Origin of the sequence: Pseudomonas sp. BCRC 81390 (assembly GCF_030341915.1) — a bacterium.
In the GTDB taxonomy this organism is placed as follows: domain Bacteria; phylum Pseudomonadota; class Gammaproteobacteria; order Pseudomonadales; family Pseudomonadaceae; genus Aquipseudomonas.
Window position 1 is genome coordinate 200,032 of record NZ_JATAAG010000063.1, and the last position, 15,985, is coordinate 216,016.

Annotated in this window: 22 protein-coding genes and 1 tRNA gene; 14 read left to right on the plus strand and 9 right to left on the minus strand. The window is 60.8% G+C overall.

The genetic code is table 11. From position 1 onward, the window contains the following. Window positions 1-86: 86 nt before the first annotated feature. From modA to csrA, 5 genes are all read left to right on the plus strand, one after another. Window positions 87-845, plus strand: coding sequence for a molybdate ABC transporter substrate-binding protein (gene modA, locus QSV36_RS15670; RefSeq protein ID WP_289133038.1), 759 nt, complete (start codon window positions 87-89; stop codon window positions 843-845). Beyond that, window positions 845-1,525, plus strand: a complete 681-nt coding sequence (gene modB / locus QSV36_RS15675; RefSeq protein WP_289133040.1) for a molybdate ABC transporter permease subunit — start codon at window positions 845-847, stop codon at window positions 1,523-1,525. The genes modA and modB overlap by 1 nt, the downstream gene beginning before the upstream one ends. A 1-nt stretch (window position 1,526) precedes the next feature. Next, entirely contained in the window at window positions 1,527-2,618 is a 1,092-nt protein-coding gene (gene modC, locus QSV36_RS15680) for a molybdenum ABC transporter ATP-binding protein (RefSeq protein ID WP_289133042.1), read from the plus strand. Window positions 2,619-2,675: 57 nt separating this feature from the next. Beyond that, window positions 2,676-3,698, plus strand: a complete 1,023-nt coding sequence (locus QSV36_RS15685) for a DNA topoisomerase IB (protein ID WP_225778353.1) — start codon at window positions 2,676-2,678, stop codon at window positions 3,696-3,698. A gap of 253 nt (window positions 3,699-3,951) precedes the next feature. Then, window positions 3,952-4,149: a carbon storage regulator CsrA gene (gene csrA / locus QSV36_RS15690; RefSeq protein ID WP_004375914.1), complete on the plus strand. Its 198-nt coding sequence runs from the start codon at window positions 3,952-3,954 to the stop codon at window positions 4,147-4,149. Between the two features lie 45 nt (window positions 4,150-4,194). Here the strand turns inward: csrA and QSV36_RS15695 are convergent, their stop codons facing one another. The 4 genes from QSV36_RS15695 to QSV36_RS15710 form a co-directional block, all read right to left on the minus strand. After that, window positions 4,195-4,548: a response regulator gene (locus QSV36_RS15695; protein WP_289133045.1), complete on the minus strand. Its 354-nt coding sequence runs from the start codon at window positions 4,546-4,548 to the stop codon at window positions 4,195-4,197. A 12-nt stretch (window positions 4,549-4,560) separates the two neighbouring features. Then, window positions 4,561-6,006: an ATPase domain-containing protein gene (locus tag QSV36_RS15700; protein ID WP_289133046.1), complete on the minus strand. Its 1,446-nt coding sequence runs from the start codon at window positions 6,004-6,006 to the stop codon at window positions 4,561-4,563. A gap of 5 nt (window positions 6,007-6,011) precedes the next feature. After that, complete coding sequence (locus QSV36_RS15705; RefSeq protein WP_289133048.1) at window positions 6,012-7,169, minus strand: two-component system sensor histidine kinase NtrB; 1,158 nt, start codon at window positions 7,167-7,169, stop codon at window positions 6,012-6,014. A 97-nt stretch (window positions 7,170-7,266) separates the two neighbouring features. Next, on the minus strand, window positions 7,267-7,542 hold the full coding sequence (locus tag QSV36_RS15710) for a hypothetical protein (RefSeq protein WP_289133050.1): 276 nt from the start codon (window positions 7,540-7,542) through the stop codon (window positions 7,267-7,269). Window positions 7,543-7,742: 200 nt separating this feature from the next. On the opposite strand from QSV36_RS15710, the gene QSV36_RS15715 reads away from it, so the two are divergent. Both QSV36_RS15715 and QSV36_RS15720 read left to right on the plus strand, forming a co-directional pair. Next, window positions 7,743-7,827 (plus strand) — tRNA-Leu (locus QSV36_RS15715). Window positions 7,828-7,929: 102 nt separating this feature from the next. Next, window positions 7,930-8,343, plus strand: coding sequence for a DoxX family protein (locus QSV36_RS15720; protein WP_289133052.1), 414 nt, complete (start codon window positions 7,930-7,932; stop codon window positions 8,341-8,343). A 1-nt stretch (window position 8,344) separates the two neighbouring features. Here the strand turns inward: QSV36_RS15720 and QSV36_RS15725 are convergent, their stop codons facing one another. Then, complete coding sequence (locus QSV36_RS15725) at window positions 8,345-8,542, minus strand: hypothetical protein (RefSeq protein WP_289133054.1); 198 nt, start codon at window positions 8,540-8,542, stop codon at window positions 8,345-8,347. Between the two features lie 257 nt (window positions 8,543-8,799). On the opposite strand from QSV36_RS15725, the gene QSV36_RS15730 reads away from it, so the two are divergent. The 4 genes from QSV36_RS15730 (at window position 8,800) to QSV36_RS15745 (ending at window position 11,369) form a co-directional block, all read left to right on the plus strand. Continuing rightward, the gene (locus QSV36_RS15730; protein WP_289133057.1) at window positions 8,800-9,474 is read left to right on the plus strand and encodes a polysaccharide lyase family 7 protein; all 675 of its coding nucleotides are present in this window, start codon (window positions 8,800-8,802) and stop codon (window positions 9,472-9,474) included. Window positions 9,475-9,695: 221 nt separating this feature from the next. Next, complete coding sequence (gene adhP, locus QSV36_RS15735; RefSeq protein WP_289133059.1) at window positions 9,696-10,706, plus strand: alcohol dehydrogenase AdhP; 1,011 nt, start codon at window positions 9,696-9,698, stop codon at window positions 10,704-10,706. A 156-nt stretch (window positions 10,707-10,862) separates the two neighbouring features. Continuing rightward, window positions 10,863-11,081, plus strand: coding sequence for a hypothetical protein (locus QSV36_RS15740; RefSeq protein ID WP_289133062.1), 219 nt, complete (start codon window positions 10,863-10,865; stop codon window positions 11,079-11,081). A gap of 51 nt (window positions 11,082-11,132) precedes the next feature. After that, complete coding sequence (locus tag QSV36_RS15745) at window positions 11,133-11,369, plus strand: hypothetical protein (protein ID WP_289133065.1); 237 nt, start codon at window positions 11,133-11,135, stop codon at window positions 11,367-11,369. A 50-nt stretch (window positions 11,370-11,419) separates the two neighbouring features. On the opposite strand, the gene QSV36_RS15750 is transcribed toward QSV36_RS15745, so the two are convergent. After that, entirely contained in the window at window positions 11,420-11,884 is a 465-nt protein-coding gene (locus tag QSV36_RS15750; protein WP_289133067.1) for a GNAT family N-acetyltransferase, read from the minus strand. 294 nt (window positions 11,885-12,178) lie between these two features. Further along, entirely contained in the window at window positions 12,179-12,478 is a 300-nt protein-coding gene (locus tag QSV36_RS15755; RefSeq protein ID WP_289133070.1) for a hypothetical protein, read from the minus strand. A 316-nt stretch (window positions 12,479-12,794) separates the two neighbouring features. Here QSV36_RS15755 and QSV36_RS15760 point away from each other — a divergent pair, with 316 nt between their 5' ends. Continuing rightward, the gene (locus QSV36_RS15760) at window positions 12,795-13,298 is read left to right on the plus strand and encodes a DUF6630 family protein (RefSeq protein WP_349679065.1); all 504 of its coding nucleotides are present in this window, start codon (window positions 12,795-12,797) and stop codon (window positions 13,296-13,298) included. A gap of 804 nt (window positions 13,299-14,102) precedes the next feature. On the opposite strand, the gene QSV36_RS25935 is transcribed toward QSV36_RS15760, so the two are convergent. Both QSV36_RS25935 and QSV36_RS15765 read right to left on the minus strand, forming a co-directional pair. Beyond that, window positions 14,103-14,288, minus strand: coding sequence for a hypothetical protein (locus tag QSV36_RS25935; RefSeq protein WP_353853243.1), 186 nt, complete (start codon window positions 14,286-14,288; stop codon window positions 14,103-14,105). Window positions 14,289-14,334: 46 nt separating this feature from the next. Further along, window positions 14,335-14,643: a hypothetical protein gene (locus QSV36_RS15765; RefSeq protein ID WP_289133075.1), complete on the minus strand. Its 309-nt coding sequence runs from the start codon at window positions 14,641-14,643 to the stop codon at window positions 14,335-14,337. A 123-nt stretch (window positions 14,644-14,766) separates the two neighbouring features. Between QSV36_RS15765 and QSV36_RS15770 the strand changes: the two genes are divergently transcribed. Together QSV36_RS15770 and QSV36_RS15775 are read left to right on the plus strand one after the other, a co-directional pair. Continuing rightward, window positions 14,767-15,237 carry a hypothetical protein gene (locus tag QSV36_RS15770; RefSeq protein ID WP_289133077.1) on the plus strand — a complete coding sequence of 157 codons (471 nt, stop codon included), beginning with the start codon at window positions 14,767-14,769 and terminating at the stop codon, window positions 15,235-15,237. Window positions 15,238-15,789: 552 nt separating this feature from the next. After that, window positions 15,790-15,981, plus strand: coding sequence for an AlpA family phage regulatory protein (locus QSV36_RS15775; protein ID WP_502945672.1), 192 nt, complete (start codon window positions 15,790-15,792; stop codon window positions 15,979-15,981). Window positions 15,982-15,985 lie beyond the last annotated feature (4 nt).

Below are 15,985 nucleotides of genomic sequence, written 5' to 3' on the forward strand. Positions count from 1 at the left end.
CCTGGCCTGCGCTGTTTGCCTCTTTCAGACTCGCGGTCTATCGCTATATAGTTAAGGCTATAACGATAACCCGAGGAGCTGTGTTCATGCGTAACCGCCTTCCCCATCTGGCCGCCACCACCCTGGCCAGCCTGCTTGCCTGGAACACTGCCTGGGCCGATGAGGTCCAGGTCGCGGTCGCAGCGAACTTCACAGCCCCCATCCAGGCCATCGCCCGGGACTTCGAGCAGGACACCGGCCACAAGCTGGTCGCAGCCTACGGCGCTACCGGGCAGTTCTATGCGCAGATCAGGAATGGCGCGCCATTCGAAGTGTTCCTCGCCGCCGACGACAGTACACCGGCCAAACTCGAGGCGGAAAAGGCCATCGTACCGGGCTCGCGCTTCACCTACGCCATCGGCACCCTGGCCCTGTGGTCAGCCAAACCTGGCTATGTCGACAACCAAGGCCAGGTGCTGCAGAAGAACCAGTACCAGCACCTGTCGATCGCCAACCCGAAAACCGCACCGTACGGCCAGGCTGCCCTGCAGGTACTGGACAAGCTGAAGCTGACCGAGGCCACCCGGCCGAAGCTGGTGGAGGGGCAGAACATCACCCAGGCGTTCCAGTTCGTCTCCACCGGCAACGCCGAGCTGGGCTTCGTCGCCCTGTCGCAAATCTACAAGGACGGCAAGATTGAAAGTGGTTCGGCGTGGATCGTGCCATCGTCCCTGCATGCGCCCATTCGCCAGGATGCGGTGATCCTTGCCAAAGGCAAGGACAACCCCGCCGCCAAGGCGTTGGTCGAGTACCTAAAGGGCCCGAAAGCCGTGGCAGTGATCAAAGCCTACGGTTATGAAATCTGATGCCGTTGGACGCCAGTGACCTGGGGGCCATCTGGCTGACCGTGAAACTGGCCAGCCTGACCACCCTGATCCTGCTCATCGTCGGCACGCCGGTGGCCTGGTGGCTGGCGCGTACGCGTTCATGGCTGCGTGGCCCGGTGGGTGCGTTGGTGGCCTTGCCGCTGGTGTTACCCCCCACGGTGATCGGCTTCTACCTGCTGATCGCCCTCGGCCCGCACGGCTGGCTGGGCCAGGCGACCCAGGCGCTGGGCCTGGGCAGCGTGGTATTCAGCTTCAGCGGCCTGGTGATCGGCTCGGTGATCTATTCCATGCCGTTCATGGTCCAGCCGCTGCAGAACGCCTTTGCCGCGATCGGCCAGCGCCCGCTGGAGGTGGCCGCCACGCTGCGCGCCAGCCCCTGGGACAGCTTTGTCCACGTGGTGCTGCCGCTGGCCCGCCCGGGCTTCATCACCGCCAGCATCCTCGGCTTCGCCCATACCGTGGGCGAGTTCGGCGTGGTGTTGATGATTGGCGGCAATATCCCGGACAAGACCCGCGTGGTCTCGGTGCAGATCTTCGACCATGTCGAGGCCATGGCCTATTCGCAAGCGCACTGGCTGGCTGGCGCCATGCTGCTGTTCTCTTTCCTGGTGCTGCTCCTGCTATACGCTGGACGCCGTGGCAAAGCTGGCTGGAGCTGAAATGAGCGGTTCGATTGTGGCACGCCTGAAACTGGCCCGCGACGACTTCACCCTGGATGTCGGCCTGCACCTGCCGGGGCGCGGCATCAGCGCACTGTTCGGCCACTCGGGCTCCGGCAAGACCAGCTGCCTGCGTTGCCTGGCCGGGCTGGAACGGGCCGCCAGTGCCTATATCGAGGTCAATGGCGAAGTCTGGGAAGACAGCGCGCGCGGCTACTTCCGGCCGCCCCACCTGCGCCCGGTAGGCTATGTGTTCCAGGAGGCCAGCCTGTTCCCGCACCTGTCGGTGCGCGGCAACCTGGAATTCGGCTGGCGCCGGGTAGCCCGCGCCGAACGCAAGGTCAGCCTCGAGCAGGCGTGCCAATTGCTGGGCATAGGCCATTTGCTGGCACGCCGGCCTGCGACCTTGTCCGGTGGCGAGGCGCAGCGGGTGGGCATCGCCCGCGCCCTGCTGAGCAGCCCGCGCCTGCTGTTGATGGACGAGCCGCTGGCGGCGCTGGATGGGCCCCGCAAGCGTGAGATCCTGCCCTACCTGGAACGCCTGCACGGCGAGCTGGACATCCCCGTGGTGTATGTCAGTCATGCCCAGGACGAAGTGGCGCGGTTGGCCGACCACCTGGTGTTGCTGGAACAAGGCCAGGCAGTGGCCAGCGGCCCGGTCGGCGAGACCCTGGCCCGCCTCGACCTGTCGCTGGCCCAGGGCGAGGACGCCGGCGTGGTGTTCGACGGCCTGGTGGTGGGCCACGACCCACACTACGACCTGCTCACCCTGCGCCTGCCTGGCAACAATGGGCCGCTGCTGCGCATCGCCCACCCGGCCCAGGTGATCGGCAGCACCTTGCGGGTCAAGGTGCAGGCGCGTGACATCAGCCTTGCGCTGACGGCTGATGGCACCTCGAGCATCCTCAACCGCCTGCCGGTGCGCGTGTGCGCAAGCCGGGCGGCGGCCAACCCGGCCCATGTGCTGGTCAGCCTGGATGCCGACGGCAATGCCCTGTTGGCGCGGATCACCCGCTTCTCGGCAGACCAGCTCGGCCTGCACCCGGGCCAGGTGCTGTTTGCCCAGATCAAGTCGGTGGCCTTGCTGGGCTGAGCATCCGCCGCATGGCCGCTGTCCATTGATCAGTCACCTGATCGAGGCCTGCTGCCGATGCTTGACTGCCCGCTTCCCGCCACACTGCACTACGTCGATGACAGCCAGCCCGGCCTGACCCGCCGACGCTGGCGCGACCGCTTCATCTACCTGGACGCCGAAGGCCGCCGGGTACGCGACCCGGACACCTTGGCACGCATCGCCGCCCTGGTGATCCCCCCGGCCTACACCGACGTATGGATCTGTGCCGACCCGCAGGGCCACCTGCAAGCGACGGGGCGCGATGCCCGTGGCCGCAAGCAGTACCGCTACCATGCACAGTGGCGGGAAACCCGCGACCAGCACAAGTACGGGCGCATGCTGGCCTTCGCCCAGGCCTTGCCCAAGCTGCGCAAACAGCTGGAGGCGCACCTTGCCCGCCCAGGCCTGGATCGGGAAAAGGTCATGGCCCTGGTGGTCAGCCTGCTGGACCACACCCTGATCCGCATCGGCAACCAACGCTACCTGCGTGACAACAAGTCTTACGGGCTGACCACCCTGCGCAACCGCCACGTACAGGTCAAGGGCAGTACCATTCGTTTCCAGTTCCGTGGCAAGCGTGGCGTCGAACACAACGTCACCCTCAACGACCGGCGCCTGGCCAACCTGCTCAAGCGTTGCATGGAGCTGCCTGGCCAGGCGCTGTTCCAGTACCTGGATGAAAATGGCCAACGGCATAGCGTCGGCTCCAGCGAGGTCAACCAGTTCCTGCAGCAGTTGACCGGCGCCGATTTCACCGCCAAGGACTACCGCACCTGGGCCGGCAGCCGCCTGGCCCTGGAGCTGCTGCGCCCCCTGGCCTGGGAACCCGAAAGCGAAGCCAGGCGCCAGGTCAGCGCCATCGTCCGCCAGGTCGCCACGCGCCTGGGCAACACCCCGGCCGTGTGCAGGCGCTGCTACATCCACCCGGCGGTACTTGAACACTTTGCTGCGGGACGCCTGGCCAACTTGCCAAAAAGCCGCCTGCGCAAAGGCCTGGACCGCGAAGAGGTGGCACTATTGCTATTTCTTCAGGCACTTGCGGAACAGCAGGACCATTGACCCGGTCTATTCAGACCATGAGGCGAAGAAATTTCCCATTGGCCACCAAGCCCCCTATGCTTGCCAGCGAGTACCTTGGCCGACAAACCCCTGGTGGTTTGTTTCGGCACCTGCGACTGAAAGCACGCAACAGAATTTGTCTGTCGGGGAATTACTATCCGCCGAAAGCGTCTTTAATGAGAAGGAAGAGGGACCAGATCCCGCCGCCGTGGCAACTAGCCCGGCGGACTTTTATATCACCAAGGAGAACTACATGCTGATACTCACCCGTAAGGTTGGCGAAAGCATCGTCATCAATGATGACATCAAAGTCACCATTCTGGGCGTAAAGGGGATGCAGGTGAGGATCGGTATCGATGCACCGAAAGATGTCCAGGTCCATCGCGAAGAGATCTTCAAGCGTATCCAGGCCGGCAGCCCGGCCCCGGAAAAGCACGACGACTCGCACTGAACGACCTGCCTCAAGCCGCACGGATGCGCTTGATCGCCGCACGCTTCAGCTGCCCAGCAGCTCGTGCACCTTGGCAATCATACAGTCCATGTCGAACGGTTTGTCGAACACTGCGGCGAACAGGTCCGGGCAGCCCTGGTTGGCTTGTGCGCCACTCATGAGAATGACCGGCAGGTCGCTCAGGGCGGGGTCTTCGCGCATCGAACGCACCAGCTCCTCGCCATTGAGCAGCGGCATCATGTAGTCGGTGATCACCAGCTGAACGCGCTTTTCCTTAAGCGCTTCCAGCGCCTTGCAGCCGTTGCTCGCCTTTTCCACCAGAAAACCTTCATCCTCCAGGGCGAAACCAAGGATGTCGGCAATCAGGTACTCGTCATCGACGATCAGGATGGTGTTCATGGGCCCGCCCCGTCAGCCACTCCCCTGTGGCACCGGCGTTCCCGAAAGCACACCACAGGCGCCTTCGAACGCCTTGCGCAGGGTGACGCCTTGTGGGCCGATCTGCAGCTCATGCAAGGCAGGGTCGTGGTGGCTGTCGCGCACCTTGAGGATCGACAGCATCCGCCGCAGCTGCGACTCCAGTTCGACGAAACGCATCAGCATCAGGTTGTCGACGATGCTCGACAGGTCCGGCGCCGGGGCACTGATTTCCGCGCCGAAGATATCGCGCATTTCCCAGGTCAGCATCACGCTGACATCGCGCGCGCGCAGCTCGCCCGTCAGCGCGCGGAAAAATGCATTGAGCCGCGCCGGGTCGGTGGCCAGGCGGCTGAATGCCCCCAGGCTGTCGATCAGCACGCGCTTGCTGCCTTGTGCCTCGACACGCTCCAGCAGGCGCGCCCCGACCTGGTCGAGCAAGCCCTCGGTAGTAGGCTGCCAGCACAGCTGCAGGCTGCCGGCCTGTTCCATCGCGACAAAGTCGTGCCCCAGCGACGCGGCCTTGATACGCAGCCGCTCGGGCGTTTCGTAGAAGCCGAAATGCAGCCCCGGTGCCTGTGGGCTGCTGGCGCCGAGGAAGGCCAGGCCCAATGAGGTCTTGCCAATGCCGGAGGGGCCGATCAGCAAGCTCACCGAGCCTGTGGCCAGGCCACCACCGAGCATTTCGTCGAGGGTTTCCACCCCGCTGCTGACTCGCTCCCGGGTTGCGCTGCCAGCTTTGCTGGGGTGACTGTACAGCGACTCCAGGCGCGGGTAGACATGCATGCCGGCTTCATCGATAAGGCATTCGTGGCGCCCCGACAGCGCCGCACTGCCGCGTGTCTTGCGCAGCTGGATATGGCGCACGGCACGGCTGCCGAACAGTTGCTCGCCCAGCTCGATCACGCCGTCGACCATGGTGTGCTCCGGGCTGCCTTCTTCCAGCCGGGCGCTGGTCAGCAGCAGCACGGTACAACCGGCAAAGGCCGCATGGCCCTGCAGCTCGGAGACGAACTTCTTGGTGTCCAGGGTGGTTTCCGCGCGGACCCGTGCATTGAGCACGCCATCGACAATCAGCAGGCTGGCCTGCTGGCGAGCGATTTCCTGGCGCAGCAGCCGTACCACCGCGTCGAGGCCTTCCTGTTCCAGGGTGTCAAAGGCACTGACGAACTGGATCGGGTCGCCGACCAGCGCCGGGTCGAAGAATTCCAGGGTTGCCAGGTACTGGAACAGCCGCTCGTGCGACTCGCTCAACAGGGTCGCCACCAGCACCCGGCCGCCGCCGCGCACATGCCCGCAGGCCAGCTGGTTGGCGAGAATGGTCTTGCCGGCCCCCGGCGGGCCCTGAATGATGTAGGACGCACCGGCCACCAGGCCACCCTTGAGCAACGCATCGAGCCCTTCGATGCTGGTCATCAGCCGCCTGAGTGCCTGCGCCATGGTGTCTACCCGTCGAGTTGGCTGTCTGCTGGAGCCTGATAGATTGGCAAGTAAAGCTGCATGCAAGTTCCCTGGCCGGGTTCACTTTTCACGCAGATCGCGCCGCCGCTCTGCCTGGCAAAACCGTACACCTGGCAAAGGCCCAGGCCGGTGCCCTTGCCAAAGGGCTTGGTGGTGAAAAACGGCTCGAAGATGCGCGGCAGTATCGCTGGCGCAATACCCTCGCCGCTGTCTTCCACCTCGAAACGCACGAAACCACCGCGCAGCCCTTCGACCTCGCCGGCCAGTTCGACCACATCGACCGTCAAGCCGATCCGGCCCGCCCCGGCAATGGCATCGCGGGCATTGAACAGCAGGTTGAGCAGCACCATCTGCAACTGCCCGGTGTCGACCTCGATCAGCGGCAGGTCGGGTTGCACCAGCACCGTCAGTTCGATCGAACCTGGCAGCGCATGCTCCAGCAGACCGCGGGTGGCGTCGATCAGGTTGGCCGGGGCGACACGGGTCACATCGAGCTTGCGATGACGGGCAAAGCTGAGCAATTGCTGGGTCAGCTCAGTGCCCCGCTGCCCGGCATCGATGATGTGCTGCAGCATGCGTTGGGCGCGCGCCGGGTCCTTGGTGGACAAGGCCAGGTGCGCCGAGCTGAGGATGATGGTCAGCAGGTTGTTGAAGTCATGGGCCAGGCCACCCGTCAATTGGCCAAGCGCTTCCAGCTTCTGTGCCTGAAACAGCTGGGCACGCACCGCATCCAGTTGCAGCGCCGCCTCGCGGCGGTCGGTGATATCCCGGATCACCTTGGCCACGCCGACTACCTGGCCTTGGTCATCGTGGATCACATGCAGCACGGCCAAGGCCCAGAATTGCGTGCCATCCTTGCGTACGCGCCAGCCTTCATCCTGCGCCCCGCCCTGCTCCAGCGCCTGGCGCAGCAAGCGTTCCGGGCGTCCTTCAGTACAATCCTGGGGCGTGAAGAACATCGAAAAATGCTGGCCGATCACCTCATCGGCACGGTAGCCCTTGATGCGTTGCGCACCGGCATTCCATGACACCACATGGCCGGACGGGTCGATCATATAGATGGCGTAATCCACCACCGACTGGACCAACTGCTCATAGCGGTGGTCAGGCATCACGGGGTTGAAGCGGTCGGCTGAAACCATGCAAACTCCACCGGTACGGCAGGAAAGGGAAAACCGGCTTGGCCGAGCGGGGCCACCAGCCAGCATCCAGGTGGCTGGCCCAGGTAAAGGGAGAAGCTCAGCGCTCGGAATCAATCGATGCCGGGCCAATGCACCACGGCATCGTCACTTTGAGTAGCCACAGGCTGACCAGCACTATGAAGCCACCACCGGCCAAGGCCAACCATTGCTGCGGCTGGGCCTGTTCGGCAGCGAACCCCAGCATCAGCAGGTAAACACCGAGGCTGATCAGCGAAATATACAGGAATGCGCCCAGGACAAGCATCTGCGCGAACACCAGGCGCCAAAAAAGCCGTGGGCACACGCCAGGCTGCGAAACATTGGACCGAGTCATTGCTGCACACTCATTGGTTGCAACCAGAGGGGGAAGTGGCGCAATGACATCAAGGTGTCAATTACCCCTTCGATCGCCCCCTTCTCTGTTGATCATAGGCGCTGCGGTTGACGCAACTATAACGATGGGTTATAAAGCGCGCTTGATTGCGAAGCCCTTCTGCTTAGAAGCGAGCCGGTCGTCACGACCCCTTCAAGCGTGCGAGTGTGGTGGAATTGGTATACACAGCAGACTTAAAATCTGTCGGCGTGAGCCTTGCGGGTTCGAGTCCCGCCACTCGCACCAAACTTTTTGAAAAGGCGCCTTCAGGGCGCCTTTTTATTGCCCGCCAGCAATCCGCGTCGCAACTGCTAGAGTGAGCTTAAACAGGCCCACTGGAACGCTGCCATGCGCTACTCACTGTTCGATGGTCAACGCGACGCCCTGCTATTGATTGCCCGCGTACTGCTGATGGTGCTGTTCATCGTGTCTGGCTGGGCCAAGCTGACCGGTTTCGAAGGCACGGTCGGCTACATGACGTCACTCGGCTCCCCTGCCCCGATGCTGGCCGCAGCAGTCGCCGTGCTCATGGAGTTCGTGGTCGGCATCCTGCTGATCCTCGGTTTCTACACCCGGCCGCTGGCCTTCCTGTTCGCCCTGTTCGTGCTCGGCACCGCGCTGCTGGGCCACCCGTTCTGGAACATGGTCGACCCGGAGCGCAGTGCCAACCTGACTCAGTTTCTGAAAAACCTCAGCATCATGGGCGGCCTCCTGGCGCTGGCCGTCAGCGGCCCCGGGCGTTTTTCAATAGACGGTCGCTGAATCACTCCTCTTCGCAGTCGTCGAACCACGCTGGGTGATCGCGCTCTTCGTCATCAAGGTCATCCAGCGTCTCTTCGTCTTCCTCGATGTCATCTTCGATGCCTCGGGCATCGGCTTCTGCTTCACTGTCGTCGTACAGGAATTCGTGATCAAGCAGGTGATCATGCTCGGGTTCGTGCAGGTCGTCTTCGTCGTGCATGCTGGCTCCTGGGCGGGTGGCAGGCCTATATAGGCTGAACAGTTGCACAGGTCAATGCATGGCGTTTAATGCTGGGTTAACCGGCCAGGCCCACTCTGCAGGCTCTCCCTTCAAACGTTGCTTGCCCGCCTTTCCCGGCGGGCTTTTTTTTGGCCGCCGTTCTCCCTCCGTCCAGTGCAGAGGAATCTCAGGGAACCCCGCCAATGCTGGCCACGCTCGCAAATGATGCAGGACCTTTGTTTTCAAGGAGAACATCCATGACTGTAAACATCGACACCCTGATCATTACCACCCCTGTACCGAAGTCCGCAACCGACCCGGTAGCGCTGGAGCTGACCGGCGCCCAGGCGCTGGCGACGCTGCCCGGGGTGGTTACCCGCCTCAGTGATGGCTCGGTGCGCCTGACGGCTCCGACCAAGGGCGCCTCCAGTAAAAGCACCCACCGCACCCGCTGTGAGTGGAAGGAGCCCGTTTACTGGCCGCTGAACAGCGCCGCTCGCCACCGCAACCACCAGACCATGGTCCTGGAAAAGGTCAACCTGGCTCAGAAAGTGGTGATAGCCCAATTGCATGTCAAGGATGACGACAGCCCGCCTATCAAAGTGTTCTGGAACAAGGCCAGGATAACCGTCGGTTTTCGCACTGAGTTCAACCAGCTCACGACAACCAGCAGCACGGTACTGACCGACGTCCCGCTGGGTGCGCGGTTCGACATCACCATCGAGGTAACGGGGGCCGGCGCCTGCACGGTCAGTGCCAGCTGCAATGGCCGCACAGGTACGACTTCGGGGCTTCAGCTCAGCGGTAGCTGGGCAACGCGCACGCTGAACTTCCACGGCGGGGTGTACAACCAGGTGGACTATACCGACACCACGCCAGCCGAGGACGGGTCGGTGTGCGTCATCAGCCAGCTCGAGCTGAGCCATGCGTGACACCCCCATCACCTGAGCTTCACAAAATGCTGACATGCGGCGGGGCACACTGATCCTGCTCCTTATGTTCTTGCAGCCCGCCGCATTGTTGCCGCGGGCTTTTCTTTTTGTGGCATGCATCGGCCCGCAGACCATGACCTGAAGCAGTTTTACCGTACCAGCCCAGGGCTATGCTTAGCCGGCGATAAGCACGTTCATCCGCATAGGACATGGAGGCTCGTATGAAAGCTGCTGTTGTTGCACCAGGCCGTCGCGTGGAAGTGGTGGAGAAAGCCCTGCGCCCGCTCGAGCACGGCGAGGCGCTGTTGAAGATGCAATGCTGTGGCGTATGCCACACCGACCTGCATGTGAAAAATGGCGATTTCGGTGACAAGACCGGGGTGGTACTGGGCCACGAAGGGATTGGCGTGGTTCAGGAGGTCGGGCCGGGCGTCACCTCGCTCAAGCCAGGCGACCGGGCCAGCGTAGCCTGGTTCTACCAGGGCTGCGGCCATTGCGAATACTGCAACAGCGGCAATGAAACCCTGTGCCGCGAAGTGAAGAACGCCGGCTACACCGTGGACGGCGGCATGGCCGAAGCCTGCATCGTCAAGGCCGATTACTCGGTCAAGGTGCCCGACGGGCTCGACTCCGCGGCTGCCAGCAGCATCACCTGCGCCGGTGTGACCACCTACAAGGCGGTGAAGGTGTCCAACATCCGCCCCGGCCAGTGGATCGCCATCTACGGCCTCGGGGGCCTTGGCAACCTGGCGCTGCAATATGCCAGGAACGTGTTCAATGCCAGGGTGATCGCCATCGATGTCAATGACGAGCAGCTGCGCTTCGCCAGCGAAATGGGCGCCGAGCTGGTGGTCAACCCGCGCACCGAAGATGCCGCCAAGGTCATCCAGGCCAAGACCGGGGGCGCCCATGCCGCCGTAGTGACTGCAGTGGCCAAGGCTGCCTTCAACTCGGCGGTCGACGCCCTGCGCGCCGGGGGACGCCTGGTGGCAGTCGGGCTGCCATCGGAAGCCATGGACCTGAATATCCCCCGTCTGGTGCTGGACGGTATCGAGGTGGTCGGTTCGCTGGTCGGTACCCGACAGGACCTGCAGGAAGCCTTCCAATTTGCCGCAGAAGGGAAAGTGGTGCCGAAGGTCACACTGCGCCCTATCAAAGATATCAACCACATCTTCGAGGAGATGCTGGAAGGCAAGATCAAAGGGCGCATGGTGATTCAGTTCGAAGGTTGAGGTTCACGTGCGCTGGCTGTGATTGCAGCGCACGCTAGCCCTTGATGAAAGCGAACCAACGGGCGCTCGCCGGGCTCTAGTTTGTATATGTGCAGGAATTCCTGCCCGGCATCCAGCCTGGCATGGGTGACACCTGGTTCGAAGGGGGTGGACAGCATGACGGAAGAAGAAGCAAACGATGTGCTTGAGCGAATCGAGTACGAGCTCAGCCTTCATCAGCCGCACACCGCAACGCGCATAATCATTCACGACCTGGGCTTATGGGCTCGTCTGGAGAAAGCCGGCGGCATCATCAATGGCGCTATGCTGTTCGACAGGCCCGTGTGGCTGGAGCCGAAGTGTGATGCTTCCTACACGGTCTTGTGCAAACCGTGAGCGGTGCGGTTGTGCAAACAGAAACCTGAAGGCTACGCCGGGGGTGAAGCTATGGGCATCCGCAGCTTGGCGAAGAATCTGCCACCCGATCCAGGCAATGAGGGCTGGGTGCTTGGCTGGGGTGTACTGAGAGACCGCTACCCCTGGCATTTCGTCGATGTGTATGCCGACCAGAACACTGCCAGGGCCGAGGCGCAGCGCCGTGGTCATGGCTACGTCGTGGAGTTCGGCTCGCACCGCTTGGGGTCGGATGAATTCGTCTGTGGGGTAACCCCGCCTGAAGGCTAGTACTTGCAACCAGGCGAGGTGGCGGGGACGCCTGGGCGCCCCGCCTTTGCTCACACCAACATTCGTCGCATGATCAGCTCGCCATCGATCACTTCGCCAGTCTCGACGAAGCCTTCGCCAGCGTAGAGGCGTCGTGCCCCGATGTTTTCCGGGGCTACGCCAAGGGCCACGCCGGGGCCGCCCGGCAGCTGTTGCAGGTACGCCAGCAGCGCCCGCAAGGCCGCGCGCCCATAACCACGCCCCTGGTGCTGGTGGTCGATCATCAGGCGATAGATCCAGCGGCTGTTCTCATCCGGATCGAGAGCATGCATCAGGAAACCGACCATTTCACCGCTGTGCAGCGCACGCACGGCCAAGGGTTCACACCAGGGGCTATCGGCGGCCTGTTCCAGCGATTCGCTGTTGCTGGCGATGAAGTCAGACTGCTCGTCGCGTACCCGCAGGGCACGGCATTGGGCTTGCTCCTCAGCCGAGCTGAGGGCCACCAGAAGCACTGATGGACAGGGAGTAGACATGTTGGGTTCTCCGCGGGGCAGCAACGGCCCCTCCAGGATTTCGTTGACGGTTCATTGACGGACACATCATTGGAAACTGGGTCATGGGCACCTCCTTGTTCGCGGATGGGAGAGAAGGACAGTCGGCAGCTCCGGCCGACCGGGCCGTGATTCTAAAGCCGTACTTGAAAAATTCAAGCGACAAACGAGGCATTGCAGTGCGGGGGGGGGGGGGGTGGCGACGGCGCAAATGCTGAAATCGGAACGATTAGCCCAGCGCCCATTTGTTCTCACCACTGACCCCGCCTCTCGCTTCTATTTTGAGCAGACGACCCGGTCGAACTGCGGCTGCGTGTCAGTGGCAATGCGGCGAGCCCGGCCCACACCCCAAGCCAAAGCCCTGGTCATGGATTCACCGGGGCGCGATTCAATTGCCTCCTCGTGAAGGGCCATGCCGCCTGCGGCGTACACCCCAATGAACATCTGTGTTTTACCCGTGCGCGACAGTCGCACTTGAACATCTATGTACGTTCCATCGCTGAGGGTCTCGTTGTGAGTGCGGTGGTGAAGGGTCGGATCAGCCCACTCCCAGAAAACTTCACCGCGATTTCTCATGTCAGCCTCCTACGACTTTAGTTGTATGCCATTGGTGAACTTTCACCATAGCGAAAGCGAGGCGGCACGCAATCGCTGTAACCCAGTTCGAGAACGTAATCGGACCACCGGCTGTTTTACCCCTCCTTGGACAGTTGCCGCGATATGGAAACCTTGAAAATGACCGGTGATATCACCTGGACCCTGTTCGCTGTCACTGAACCGCTGGGGTAAGCTTTGCAACTGGCTTCACTGACCAAGGGGAATGAACGGAATGGGCTTGTTCAGTCGATTGTTTGGCGGTCGCTTCACACAACCTCCACCCGATGAACCACGGATGAGCGACGCCGCGATAATGCGAGAGCTTTATCCACTGCGTGCCCAGTTGAAAGTATTCACCCAAGCCTTGTTGGCGCGTCTGCCAGAAAAAGAACGCATGCGTCTCGTCAGAAGGGTATTGCGCTATTACAACCAGGGAGAGGATCCAGCCACCGCGCTCGCAAGCGGTCTTCTGGACGCTGAGAAAGGCCAGCCACTCAATCATCTGATTCTCATGGCCGTGGATGTGCGTGGCTTCGATGATTTCGAGTACCAGGCACCGAAGCTGGTTGAAGCCAGCGGTATTGACCAGGTTTATGCCTACAAGCTGGAAGGTACACAATCACTGATGCAGGTGCTGATCGATTTCGATCAATGGCTAAGCGGGTTCGGAAAGCGCTTTCTGCATATGGACACAGGCGGCGCCGATTACGTGGGCTGCATAATTGAACAAGAAGGCGTCGAAGACCTTATTACTCTGGCCAGGCAGGCCGGCATCGATGCACGGCTCGATCCCTTTTGAGGCACATTGGCAGGCTGAAATGCCATGTGCGCTAGCGCCTTATTCTCGCAGCATCCATGATGCGTCGCCTATGAAGGTCAAGTCCGCAACTCAACGCCCGCAGGGCGCCTTCGGCGGGTTCAGTTATCCCCCCGGGGCCCGATCCTTTCATCAATGCCCATCTACAGCTGGACGTTATTCCAATGGGCGCTTGTGATTACCATAACACTGCGCATGGGATACCCTCGGTGGGTCCGGCGGCCCCTGCTTATGCCCTCTTCGCAAGGGAAGGTGTCGAAGTTGTCGTCACGCCCCTCTTGGCAAACGGTTCCGTTGTGAGCGATTGATCTCTGTAGCGGACCTTCATTACCGGCTGGCTGACAGCACTGTCTTTCGCTATCTACACCATACCTGTCTCTGCACATACGCACCTCTCAATGCTCAGAAGTACTGAGCTATTTGAAGTATGCGCCTCCAACGCTTTCAGGCGGTTTAAAAAGGACCACCGGGACAAGGCTTGGAATGAGCTTGAGTCCAGATCGTATGCTCAATCCAACTCGCTCATACGCCTGTCGCCTGGGTTTTCAGCTTTTACAAGGAGGGTGAAACTGCCAGTAAGGCTGTGGCGAAGCTCGCGGGGCATTGCGAAAGAAAATGGATGAGCCACGAACCATCCTTCAATCGAAATGTATCACCCCGGTAAAGAGCGACATCCGTCTCGCTGACTCCAATCCACCCGGCAATATCCAAATCACTAGGTGCCTCAACATACTTGTGCCCTCGCATTCGCTATGGAGCAACCAAGCAGTGCTGTTTTTGAACGTGCTATCGCTTGTGGATGGGCTTGGCCGTGTGAGGGTTGGTCCAAACGACCTTCGGCTTGCTCGCTAGCACTCCGCTGACTCCAGAGGGAACGCTCTCAATCTGGCCTCCCTGCTTGATGAACCGCTCGGTCTGTTCATTCAAGCGCTCATGGGCACGCTGCGTCTCGGGGGATATGGCCTGGTGCATAAAGCTACCTCAACGTGTAAAGCCGCAGAAAACGGCTAGGCATTCATTATACAGGCAATTGTGCAGAATCCCTGGCAATTAAAGCCAGATACTGAAAAATGCCCGCAAAATAAATACCAAATTCTGCAATTTTGCTCAGAGCCCCAGGAGCCAAACCTGCCGCCGCCGCTCTACCGCTGCATTTGCAGGTGCTCATGGCATTTTCCGACCCATAAAAGAAAAACCCCGCAGACGTTAATCTGCGGGGCTTTCGAATGGTGGAGGCCGAGGTCGGAATCGAACCGGCGTAGACGGATTTGCAATCCGATCCAAGAATCTCCGCTTCATGCGGCTTTGCCAATAAAATCAGTTCCAAAACGAATCGAGATTTTCTAGTCTGTAACCCGCATTCTACAAGGGTCGCCATTTCAGTTTTGGAACTGATTTTCGCTCTCCTTTCTATGGTAGCCTCATGACATCTCGACTTGGAGAATCCGCGATGGCCGATGATGGCAACAATGCTCTGAACGAGTACATAGACCAGCACAACCTAAGCCAAGAAAAGACGGTCGCCAGAGCTACCGACTTGGTCAAAACACTACTGCTTCTCAGTGGGGGTGCCTTGGCGGTATGCGCGAATTTCTTTTCGGCAAAGGTGCAGCTGCCACCCTCCACCGTTACCCCAGTTCAATTCGCATGGGTGTCCCTCACTGCGGCGATCGTTCTATTTGGTATCGTACTGACAGTCATGCTCGGGAGGGATTACCTTTTCGGGGAGATCATTGACCGCCAAATCCGCGCACTCAAACGCGGACTACCCGATCCCGATGAGCCGGAACCATCCAATACTTGGGATGCTGCTATGTGGATTGCCGGCTTGCTGGGCTTCGCGGCATTCATTATCGGCATGGCATGTTTCACCTATGCAGCCTGGCGCTTCCTGCACGAACAGATACCAATCCTGTGTTAACCCTTCCAGTACTGCAGCACTAGTGGAAAAACTCGACCTCAGGCCGCTCGTTTAGTGGCCTATGCGTCGAACCTGTCTAATGTGCATAGGCGAGTCTTTGGGACCTTCGTCCAGAAAACCGAGACTCGTCGGGCATCCATAGCCAGACAGGCTGATATTTCTGAGGCGCACCTGACTAGGCGTTGCAACCTAGTGTTGCTCACGCCAAACTGGATCTGAGCTTACTCAGCCGCCAATCCCAGTAAGGTGCCAACTATGGACCCTGAAATCATCCATATACCAGAACTTGCCACACTACTCGGTCGTTCCGAATCCGCGATACGAAGCGCGCTGCAGAATCATGCATCGTGGCTACCTCCTTCCTTCAAACAAGGGCACCGGATCTGCTGGAGGCTTGAGACGGTCCGGGACTTTCTAAAGGAGTGGGAGCAAACTGGAGGTCAGAAGTCGAAGCCTGGGCGCAAGCGGAAGCCACCACCAACGCTTGCCAGTGTAAGATAGTCAAGTGGATGCTCGGAGGTGAGCATGATTTCGGCTGCGACTGATCGCTTCATGCGGATTGGTGAAGTGATAACCGTAACGGGGCTGGGAAGGAACACCATCTACACGCGAATGCGCGAGGGCACGTTTCCACGCCAGGTTCGGCTTGGGCCGCATTCAGTTGCATGGTTGCAGTCGGACATTTCCGAGTGGATGACCTCGGTGGTAAGTAGCAACTCGTTGCAATCGGAGGTTGAGCGCTAATCCA